The 8,729-nt window shown below is 60.9% G+C and carries 8 protein-coding genes; 1 reads left to right on the top strand and 7 read right to left on the bottom strand.

Annotation, left to right across the window (positions count from 1 at the left end):
* Nucleotides 1–80 precede the first annotated feature (80 nt).
* Nucleotides 81–773 carry an MgtC/SapB family protein gene (locus tag ACC569_RS03080; RefSeq protein WP_372522029.1) on the top strand — a complete coding sequence of 231 codons (693 nt, stop codon included), beginning with the start codon at nucleotides 81–83 and terminating at the stop codon, nucleotides 771–773.
* A 20-nt stretch (nucleotides 774–793) separates the two neighbouring features.
* On the opposite strand, the gene ACC569_RS03085 is transcribed toward ACC569_RS03080, so the two are convergent.
* The 7 genes from ACC569_RS03085 to dnaK form a co-directional block, all read right to left on the bottom strand.
* Nucleotides 794–1,291 (bottom strand): TPM domain-containing protein, encoded by a 498-nt coding sequence (locus ACC569_RS03085; RefSeq protein WP_372522030.1) that lies wholly within the window; start codon nucleotides 1,289–1,291, stop codon nucleotides 794–796.
* Entirely contained in the window at nucleotides 1,291–2,136 is an 846-nt protein-coding gene (locus ACC569_RS03090; RefSeq protein ID WP_372522031.1) for a YgcG family protein, read from the bottom strand. The genes ACC569_RS03085 and ACC569_RS03090 overlap by 1 nt, the downstream gene beginning before the upstream one ends.
* 34 nt (nucleotides 2,137–2,170) lie before the next feature.
* On the bottom strand, nucleotides 2,171–2,800 hold the full coding sequence (locus ACC569_RS03095; protein WP_372522032.1) for a LemA family protein: 630 nt from the start codon (nucleotides 2,798–2,800) through the stop codon (nucleotides 2,171–2,173).
* A gap of 29 nt (nucleotides 2,801–2,829) precedes the next feature.
* A complete protein-coding gene (locus tag ACC569_RS03100) occupies nucleotides 2,830–4,074 on the bottom strand; it encodes a murein transglycosylase domain-containing protein (protein WP_372522033.1) in 1,245 nt (414 codons plus the stop codon).
* A 17-nt stretch (nucleotides 4,075–4,091) separates the two neighbouring features.
* Entirely contained in the window at nucleotides 4,092–4,889 is a 798-nt protein-coding gene (gene dapB / locus ACC569_RS03105) for a 4-hydroxy-tetrahydrodipicolinate reductase (RefSeq protein WP_372522034.1), read from the bottom strand.
* Between the two features lie 1,315 nt (nucleotides 4,890–6,204).
* Nucleotides 6,205–7,338, bottom strand: a complete 1,134-nt coding sequence (dnaJ, locus tag ACC569_RS03110; RefSeq protein WP_372522035.1) for a molecular chaperone DnaJ — start codon at nucleotides 7,336–7,338, stop codon at nucleotides 6,205–6,207.
* 100 nt (nucleotides 7,339–7,438) lie between these two features.
* A partial coding sequence (gene dnaK, locus ACC569_RS03115) for a molecular chaperone DnaK (protein WP_372522036.1) occupies nucleotides 7,439–8,729 on the bottom strand: 1,291 nt, incomplete at its 5' end.

The following is an 8,729-nucleotide window of genomic DNA, read 5'->3' on the forward strand; positions in this document are numbered from 1 at the left end:
TCTGTCGTCTACCTTCGCCCTGTCAGGCAGACACCGGTCATGCTGGTGGCGCCATCCGGGTTTCCGACTAAACTGCACTTGTGGAAAAGGAATATCTCACGATTTTGCTGCATCTTGGCCTGGCGGTACTGGCCGGCGGCCTCATCGGCCTCGAGCGCACCTACCATGGCCGCCCGGCGGGTTTTCGCACTCATACCCTGGTGTGCACGGCCTCAAGCCTGCTGATGCTGGTGACGGTTTATCAGTGGCAACTGCTGCCGAATGTGCCGCTGGAAACCATCCGCGTGGACCCGACGCGCATGGCGCAGGGCATCATGACCGGCATCGGTTTTCTCGGCGCCGGCGTGATCATGAAGGAAGGTCTCACGGTGCGCGGCCTCACCACCGCGGCGTCCATCTGGATCACTGCCGCGATCGGCATTCTGTTCGGAATTGGTTTTTATTTCCCGGCCATCGTGACAACACTGGTGACGCTGGGCACGCTGTCGCTGTTCCGCTGGATCGAGGCGATCATGCCCTCGCAGTATTACGCGCGCCTGCAAGTGCGCTTCAAGCGCCAGGAAACGCCGCCCGAGCCCGAGTTGCGCGATATGATCATGCAGCACGGCTTTTCGGTCGCCAACCTGAGTTACCAATTGAGCGACGAAGGCAAGGTCTTTGAATACCAGATGACGATCCGCGCCAAAGGAAAGGAAAGTTACCGGCGTCTGGCTGAAACGCTGACCGCCTTGGAAAAAGTACTGGAGTTCCACATCTACCCGACGGGCGACTGACGCACCGCGCGAGACGGCACTTAAAGCACGATGGGTTTGTCATCGAGTTCGTTCCGGCCTTTCCCCTGTGCCGGATAATGTCTGACGAGATGGGCGCTGACGGCGCGGATGCCGTGCAGCACGCCTTGCTCGAACTTCCCCTCACGGAACGACGCCTCCATCCCGCGGCATATTTTCTCCCAGCCCTCGCCGCCCACGCGCGCGTGCACACCGCGGTCGGCTACGATCTCCACGTCATGGTCCGCCAGCAGCAGGTAAATCAGCACGCCATTATTGTGTTCCGTGTCCCACACGCGCAGGTGCGAAAAAACCTCCAGGGCGCGTTCGCGCGCGGATTGCCCGCGCAGCAACGCATGCACGTGCAATCCGTGTTCCACCGCGAAACGGATTTCGCCCGCGTGTGTCGTTTCGCATTCACGGATCGCCGACTCAATGACGCGCAACGTGCGGGCGGGAAAGAGCATGCGCACCCGCCACGGCGGCGTGAGTAAATGCCGGAAAAAACGCGCGATATCCATCACCAACTCCCCGAGGCGCCGCCGCCCCCGAAGCCGCCACCTCCACCACCGAAGCCGCCCCCGCCGAAACCGCCGGCGCCCAGGCCCCCACCCAAGCCACCATAGCCAGCCGGCCCCATCCGGACGCCGGCCATGAGCACGAACAGAAATACGATGATCCCTCCGATCAGCGAGGCAAACAACGAACTCACGACGAGCCAGAATACAAAAGCCACGATGCCGCCGGCGATGGAAGCACCGACGAGGCGTCCGAACAACGCGCGCAGCAAACCGCCGCCAACGATTGCGGCGACGAAGGCAAACGGCAACAGGTTGTGGATCCCGGCCCACGAGTTATCACGCTCCTGCGGCGGCGGCAACGGCTCGCCGTCGATGAGACGGACCAGGCGGGTGACGCCGGCATGGATGCCGCCGTAGAAATCGCCCTGTTTGAAAAAGGGAATGATGATCTCGCTGATAACGCGCTTGGCCACGGCGTCCGGAATCACGCCCTCCAGTCCGTAGCCGACTTCGATGCGCATAGTGCGATCGTCCTTGGCGATGAGCAGTAGCACGCCATCATCCACCCCTTTACGCCCTAGCTTCCAGGTTTCTGCCACGCGCAGAGAATATTGCTCGACAGTCTCAGGCTGCGTCGTGGGAACGATCAGCACCGCGATCTGACTTCCCTTGCGACTTTCGAACGCCTGCAGTTCGCGTTCAAGCGTATCGCGCTGGGACGACGAGAGCGTGCCGGTCAGGTCGGTAACGCGCGCTTTGAGCGGCGGCACCGCCACTTCCGCGTGACCCGTAAAGCTCGCGAGCAAAAGTGCCAGCAGGCATAACCCGCGCGCAAGCACCTTCATGTCGGCGCCCTCATGTTGCCATCAATATCCGAAGCTACTTGGAGCTGGCGCCGGTGGGCGAAGGCGGCGGTGTGCCGCTGAAATCCACCTTCGGTGGCTTGGCGATTTCCTTTTCATTCTCCACGGTGAAGCTCGGCTTGGTCTTGTAACCGAAGAGCATCGCCGTCAGGTTGCTCGGGAACTGGCGCACGGTGACGTTGTACGCCTGCACCGCCTGGATGTAGCGATTGCGCGCCACGGTGATGCGGTTCTCCGTGCCCTCGAGCTGCGCCTGCAAGTCGCGGAACAGGCCGTCGGCCTTGAGCTGCGGATAATTCTCCGACACCGCCAGCAAGCGCGACAGCGCCGAGGACAGCTCGCCCTGCGCCGCCTGGAATTTGGCGAAGGCCTGTTCGTCGTTGAGCAGTTCCGGCGTCGCCTGAATCGTGCCGACCTTGGCGCGCGCTTCGGTCACGCGCGTGAGCACGTCCTTTTCATGCGCGGCATAACCCTTCACCACGTTCACCAGGTTCGGCACCAAGTCGGCGCGGCGCTGATACTGGTTCAGCACCTCGGCCCAGCCTGCCTTGATCTGCTCGTCGGTGGTTTGCAGCGTGTTGTAGCCGCAGCCGCCGAGCAGGGTAAACACGATCAGGAACAACGGTAAAATTATTTTGTTACGCATGGATATCTCCTTGATGCTCGACAAAAAGTTCAATTCGCCTTGGTGACAAACTGCCTGCGGTAATTGACCACCTTGTTCAGATACTGACGGGTTTCCTCATAGGGAAGATTCGAGCGCAGTTTCTGGTACACGCCGGAAGGCGGCAGGCTGTTGATGGTGTTCACGGCAACGACCTTGTCCTTGGAAAAAGTGCGCAGCACGTTGCTCGGGCCGGTATTGTAAGCCGATATCACGCAATACTCCCGCGATACCTGGTTAGCAACGGGTTCGAGCTGGCTGTAAGTGAGCACGCTGAGATAGGCCGCGCCGAGTTCGATATTGTTCTGCGCGTCGAACAGATATTGCTTCGACGGAATCTCGTCCGAACCCTTGGCGCGCCGGTAGGCCTCGCGGCCGCCGCTGCCGGGAACGAGCTGCATCAGGCCGTAGGCCGGAGCTGAACTCACCGCGAACGGGTTGAAATTGCTCTCGGTGCGGATGATGGCATAAACCAGGCTCGGGCTGATCTGGTACTGCGTCGCGAATTTCTCCACGTGATGGCTGTATTTCTCGGCCTGCTTGTTCTCGAAATTCGCCACCATCGGGATCTTCACGTACAACGCGTTCTTCTTGCCGCCCTCGATCTCGATCGCGCGCGTCGCAGCCTGGGTCTGAAGCAGATGATTGGCAAAGCCCTCGGCGCCGGCGGGGGTCGCCACGGGCTGCTTGTTCTGGTCCACCACCAGCCCGAGCAGATACGGCTCCTTTTCGCTCGTGAGCGTGATGCCGCTGTCGGAGAACAGGTCCACCGCGCGTGGATCGTTGGGCGTCAGCAGCGTGGTAACGATGGCGTTCTTCAGGCTGGTGCGCGGGTCCTTGTCGTCCAGCGTCTCGACCGTCACCAGGCCGGCGTCGAAGTCCACCACCGCGCGGCTCATGTAGTTCTGCGTGTACTTTATATATTGCACGCGCGAGGGTAGCTTCACTTCCTTCTTGCCCCAGGTCTTTTTGATCTTGCCGGTGAGCAGCGTCACCAGGTTATCGTAATCGCGCTTGATGGTGCGCACGTCCTGCACCAGCGCGTAGGGGTTCGTCTCGTAAACCGACTTGCGACTCTCGAGGCTCTTTTTGAGGGCCTCCTTGGGATCACTGCTGCGGGCGACGCTGTTGAGCGTGCGCGCGGTCGGGCTGGTGATGACGGCGAGCGTCTGATTGAGACTCGGGGTTTTATTGCCGGTCGTCGAGCATCCCGCCAGCGCCAGGACCGAAAGAATCAACAACGACGCTTTGCCCATCCCTGTCTCCGTCAACTTCAGCGCAGTCCCAGCACGTCCTGCATATCATATTGTCCGGTCTTGCGGTCCACCAGCCAGCGCGCCGCGCGCAGCGCACCGTTGGCGAAAGTCATGCGCGATTCGGCGCGGTGCGTGATCTCGACGCGCTCGCCGCCGCCGGCGAACAGCACGGTGTGATCGCCGACGATGTCGCCGGCGCGGATGCTGGAAAAGCCGATGGTCTTGCGCGCGCGTTCGCCACTGATCCCGTGGCGCTCGTACACGGCGCATTCCTTGAGATCGCGTTCGAGCACCTTGGCCACCACCTCGCCCATGCGCAACGCCGTGCCCGACGGCGCGTCGGCCTTGTAGCGGTGATGTGCCTCGGTGATCTCCACGTCCACATCGTCACCAAGCACGCGCGCGGCGGTTTCGAGCAGCTTGAAGCACAGGTTCACGCCCACGCTCATGTTGGGCGCGAACACGATGGCGATGTCCTTGGCCGCCGCGGCGATGTTCTGCTTGCCGGTATCGTTCAGCCCGGTGGTGCCGATCACGATTTTCTTCTTGTGCTTGCGGCAGAATTCGAGATTGGCGAGCGTAGCCACCGGACTGGTGAAGTCGATGAGCACGTCGAAATCCAGTCCGTCGAGGGCGGAAACGAGGGTGACCCCGAGCTTGCCGGTGCCGGCGAGTTCGCCGGCGTCGCGGCCGAGGGTTGCGCTTCCGGGGCGTTCGACGGCGGCGCTCAGGCGCAGGCCTTCGGCGCGGGCGCAGGCTTCGATGAGCGTGCGGCCCATGCGGCCGGCGGCGCCGGTGATGGCGATTTTGATCATTAGGGTGAGTCCGTTAATTGTTATACGTGCATCGTAACGCGTGATTCGACCGGCGTAAATTGTAGTTATTCCTTCCATCCGTTCGCCCTGAGCTTGTCGAAGGGCGAATACTTTAGTTGGTTGTCATCCCCGCGAAGGCGGGGATTCAATTATGCTGTCATGCCCGCGGAGGCGGGCATCCAGGCTTTGAAGGGTATCGCGCGCTTTGCGCGCGATCTCAACAGCTATTTGTGGGTGGCTGACCCACGGCAGGTTACTTTTCTTTGCTTACCCAATGAAAAGTAACCAAAAGAAAGGGTACCCCGGAGCGCCCGCCGCTTCAAAATACGAAGCGGTTCCCTCCGTTCCTCGCCCCACCGGGCGCTCGCCAACTCGCCGGGCGCACACAACGCGCCTCGGGCTCAAACACGGGCTCGCTTAAAAACTCCCTGTGGGGCTGCGGTACTCGGCGCGCGCTACGGGGACCCGAAAAAACCAAACAGGCAACGATGCGCAACGCTTCGCTTTTGCGCACCCTACGAAACTGTGAATTACAGACAGAATGATTTGACGAGATATGAGTTCTTAGACACCATGGCATCCCAAAATACAGTACCTTTTCGGGTGCCTACTTTTAGGTATGTGAGGCGTTATGCATAAAAATATGAATCGCCCATTTCCTCTACTTGTATCAATACTTGCACTCCAGATACTACTGTCAGCCTGTGCTACTCAAGCGCCCGGTCGACATTTCAAAGCGGTCCCTGCCGGACATCTGTACGAAGGGAGTTACATCAATGTACGTGTTCCCAATTCGGAGGGATGGCGTTTGCTCGAATCTTCACCCGATGGAATGGGATTCGCCCGAATGGGGGAAGCGCCAAAAGAAAGTTTTGGCGCGCAAGTACTCATGTACGGGTTAGAAACAAAATTAAATAAGGACGAATTAGTATCGTTCATAAGACAGAAATTCATGAACGATACAGACTCTGAGCGCTTTACAATCATCAAGTCTGCCTTTGAGTATCAAGAACAGCGCGGATACCCGTGTGTTAAAGTCACGTACGTGTCTGAGGACAAACAAGCACAGACATCGCCCACCCATCGAGAGACTCTTATACTCCAAGCGGAATCACTCTATTGTAGGCACCCAGAACGTCGAGACACTGGATTTGCCATCATCTACTCACACCGAGGCTCATCCCTGTATTCGAATTTGCATTCCGAGGCGCAAGGTTTTATCGATGGAGTGCAAGTGCCCGGGCATTGAAGTTTGAAACGGAGTAAGCGATGGGCATGCGACCGTCGCGAGTTGCTTGCGCACCCGCCAATTGACTCAACCGAACAGTCCCTTCAGCTTATCCACCCAAGATGATTCACGTGGGCTGTGACGCGCCCCGCCCTCTTTCACCGATTTCTCGAATTCCTGCAACAGTTCCTTCTGCTTCGCGGTCAGGTTGACCGGGGTTTCGAGGCTGATGCGGCAGTAGAGGTCGCCGGTCTGGCCGCTGCGCACGTTGCGCACACCCTTGCCGCGCAGGCGGAAAAGTTTTTCGCTCTGGGTGCCGGCTGGAATCTTGATCGAGGCGCGGCCGTCGAGCGTCGGCACGTCGAGTTCGCCGCCGATCACCGCGGTGGCGAAGCTCACCGGCATCTCGCAATAGAGATCGTCCTGCTGGCGCTTGAAAAGAGCGTGGGGTTTGAGCCGGACCTGCACGTAGAGATCGCCCGACGGCCCGCCGTTCTCGCCGGCCTCGCCCTCGCCTGCGAGCCGGATCTGGTCGCCTTCGTCCACGCCGGCGGGAACTTTCACGGATAGCGTCTTGGTGTGTTGCACGCGGCCGGCGCCGTGGCAGGTCGGGCAGGGATCGGTGATGGTCTTGCCGCTGCCGTGACAGTTGGGGCAGGTCTGCTGGATCGAGAAGAAACCTTGCTGCATGCGTACCTGGCCGTGACCGGCGCAGGTGCGGCAGATCGTGGACGAGGCGCCGGCCTTGGCGCCGCTGCCCTTGCATGTCTCGCAGGTTTCCATCGCCGGCACGCGGATGCGCACTTCCGTGCCCTTGACCGCGTCTTCGAGTGAGAGTTCGAGGCTGTAGCGCAGATCGGCGCCGCGGAACACCTGCGCGCCGCCGCCGCGACCGCGCCCGCCGCCGAAGATGTCGCCGAACACGTCGCCGAAAATATCGGCGAAGTTACCGCCGCCGCGCGCGGAATAGAACCCGCCCGCCCCGCCGGCGGCCGCGGGGTCGACGCCCGCGTGCCCGAATTGGTCGTACGCGGCGCGTTTCTGCGCGTCGGAAAGAATCTCGTAGGCCTCCTTGGCCTCTTTGAACTTGCCCTCGGCGGATTTGTCCGGATTGCGGTCCGGGTGATGTTTCATCGCCAAACGCCGGTAGGCCTTCTTGATGTCGGCCTCCGAGGCGTTGCGTTCCACGCCGAGCGTCTTGTAGTAATCTTCTTTTCCCATTCGTGCTACCTGTCCCGCATGAATGTCCGGCCTTCAAACAGCAAAGGCACAGTGGTCACCCCGACGCCCACTGTGCCCTCGTCTCCCGAGCAAGCGATGGTTACTTCTTGCCCTTGTTCTCTTTCACTTCCTCGAATTCAGCGTCGACCACGTTTTCCTTTTCCTTGCCCTCGGCCTTTTCGGCACCGGCGGTTTCCGCCGCGCCCGGGGCGGCCGCGGCGTTGGCCTGCGCGTACATCTGCTCGGCCATCTTGTGCGAGGCTTCCAGCAGCGCGTCGGTCTTTTTCTTGATGTCGTCCTTGTCGTCGGTGCGCGTGGCTTCCTCGAGTTCCTTGATCGCGGCCTCGATCTTTTCCTTCTCCGCGGCATCCAGCTTCTCGCCCATTTCCTTCACCGACTTGCGCACGCTGTGAACCAGGCTGTCGGCGTGGTTGCGCGTCTCGGCGAGCTCGCGCGCCTTGTGGTCTTCCTCGGCGTGCGCCTCGGCGTCCTTGACCATCTGCTGGATTTCCGCCTCGCTCAGGCCCGATCCGGCCTTGATGGTGATCTTGTTTTCCTTGTTGGTGGCCTTGTCTTTGGCCGACACGTGCAGGATGCCGTTGGCGTCGATGTCGAACACGACCTCGATCTGTGGCACGCCGCGCGGCGCCGGCGGGATATCGCCGAGGTCGAAACGGCCGAGCGACTTGTTGCCCGTGGCCATCTCGCGCTCGCCCTGGAGCACATGCACCGTCACCGCCGTCTGGCTGTCGTCGGCGGTGGAGAACACCTGCGAGGCCTTGGTCGGGATCGTGGTGTTCTTCTGGATCAGCTTGGTCATCACGCCGCCTAGCGTCTCGATGCCGAGCGACAGCGGCGTGACGTCGAGCAGCAATACATCCTTGACCTGGCCACCGAGCACGCCACCCTGAATGGCCGCACCGACGGCGACCGCCTCGTCCGGGTTCACGTCCTTGCGCGGTTCCTTGCCGAAGAAATCCTTCACGAGTTGCTGCACCTTGGGCATGCGCGTCTGGCCGCCGACCAGGATGATGTCGTCGATCTCGGAGGCCTTGAGTCCGGCGTCATTGAGCGCGACCCTGCACGGCTCGATGGTTTTCTGAATGAGGTCCTCGACCAGCGCTTCGAGCTTGGCGCGCGTGATCTTGATATTAAGATGTTTCGGACCGCTGGCGTCGGCCGTGATGTATGGCAGGTTCACTTCGGTCTGCTGGCTCGAGGACAGTTCGATCTTGGCCTTCTCGGCCGCGTCCTTCAGGCGTTGCAGCGCCAGCGGGTCCCTGTGCAGGTCCACGCCCGCGTCCTTTTTGAATTCGTCCGCGAGGTAATCGATGATGCGCTTGTCGAAGTCCTCGCCACCGAGGAAGGTGTCGCCGTTGGTGGACAACACC

Origin of the sequence: Sulfuricaulis sp., assembly GCF_041499725.1 — a bacterium.
GTDB lineage: Bacteria > Pseudomonadota > Gammaproteobacteria > Acidiferrobacterales > Sulfurifustaceae > Sulfuricaulis.

Bases quoted from the DNA above. Each gene is read 5' to 3' on its own strand.
- ACC569_RS03085 (WP_372522030.1), bottom strand. From the start codon at position 1,291: ATGGATATCGCGCGTTTTTTCCGGCATTTACTCACGCCGCCGTGGCGG.
- ACC569_RS03090 (WP_372522031.1), bottom strand. From the start codon at position 2,136: ATGAAGGTGCTTGCGCGCGGGTTATGCCTGCTGGCACTTTTGCTCGCG.
- ACC569_RS03095 (WP_372522032.1), bottom strand. From the start codon at position 2,800: ATGCGTAACAAAATAATTTTACCGTTGTTCCTGATCGTGTTTACCCTG.
- ACC569_RS03100 (WP_372522033.1), bottom strand. From the start codon at position 4,074: ATGGGCAAAGCGTCGTTGTTGATTCTTTCGGTCCTGGCGCTGGCGGGA.
- dapB (WP_372522034.1), bottom strand. From the start codon at position 4,889: ATGATCAAAATCGCCATCACCGGCGCCGCCGGCCGCATGGGCCGCACG.
- dnaJ (WP_372522035.1), bottom strand. From the start codon at position 7,338: ATGGGAAAAGAAGATTACTACAAGACGCTCGGCGTGGAACGCAACGCC.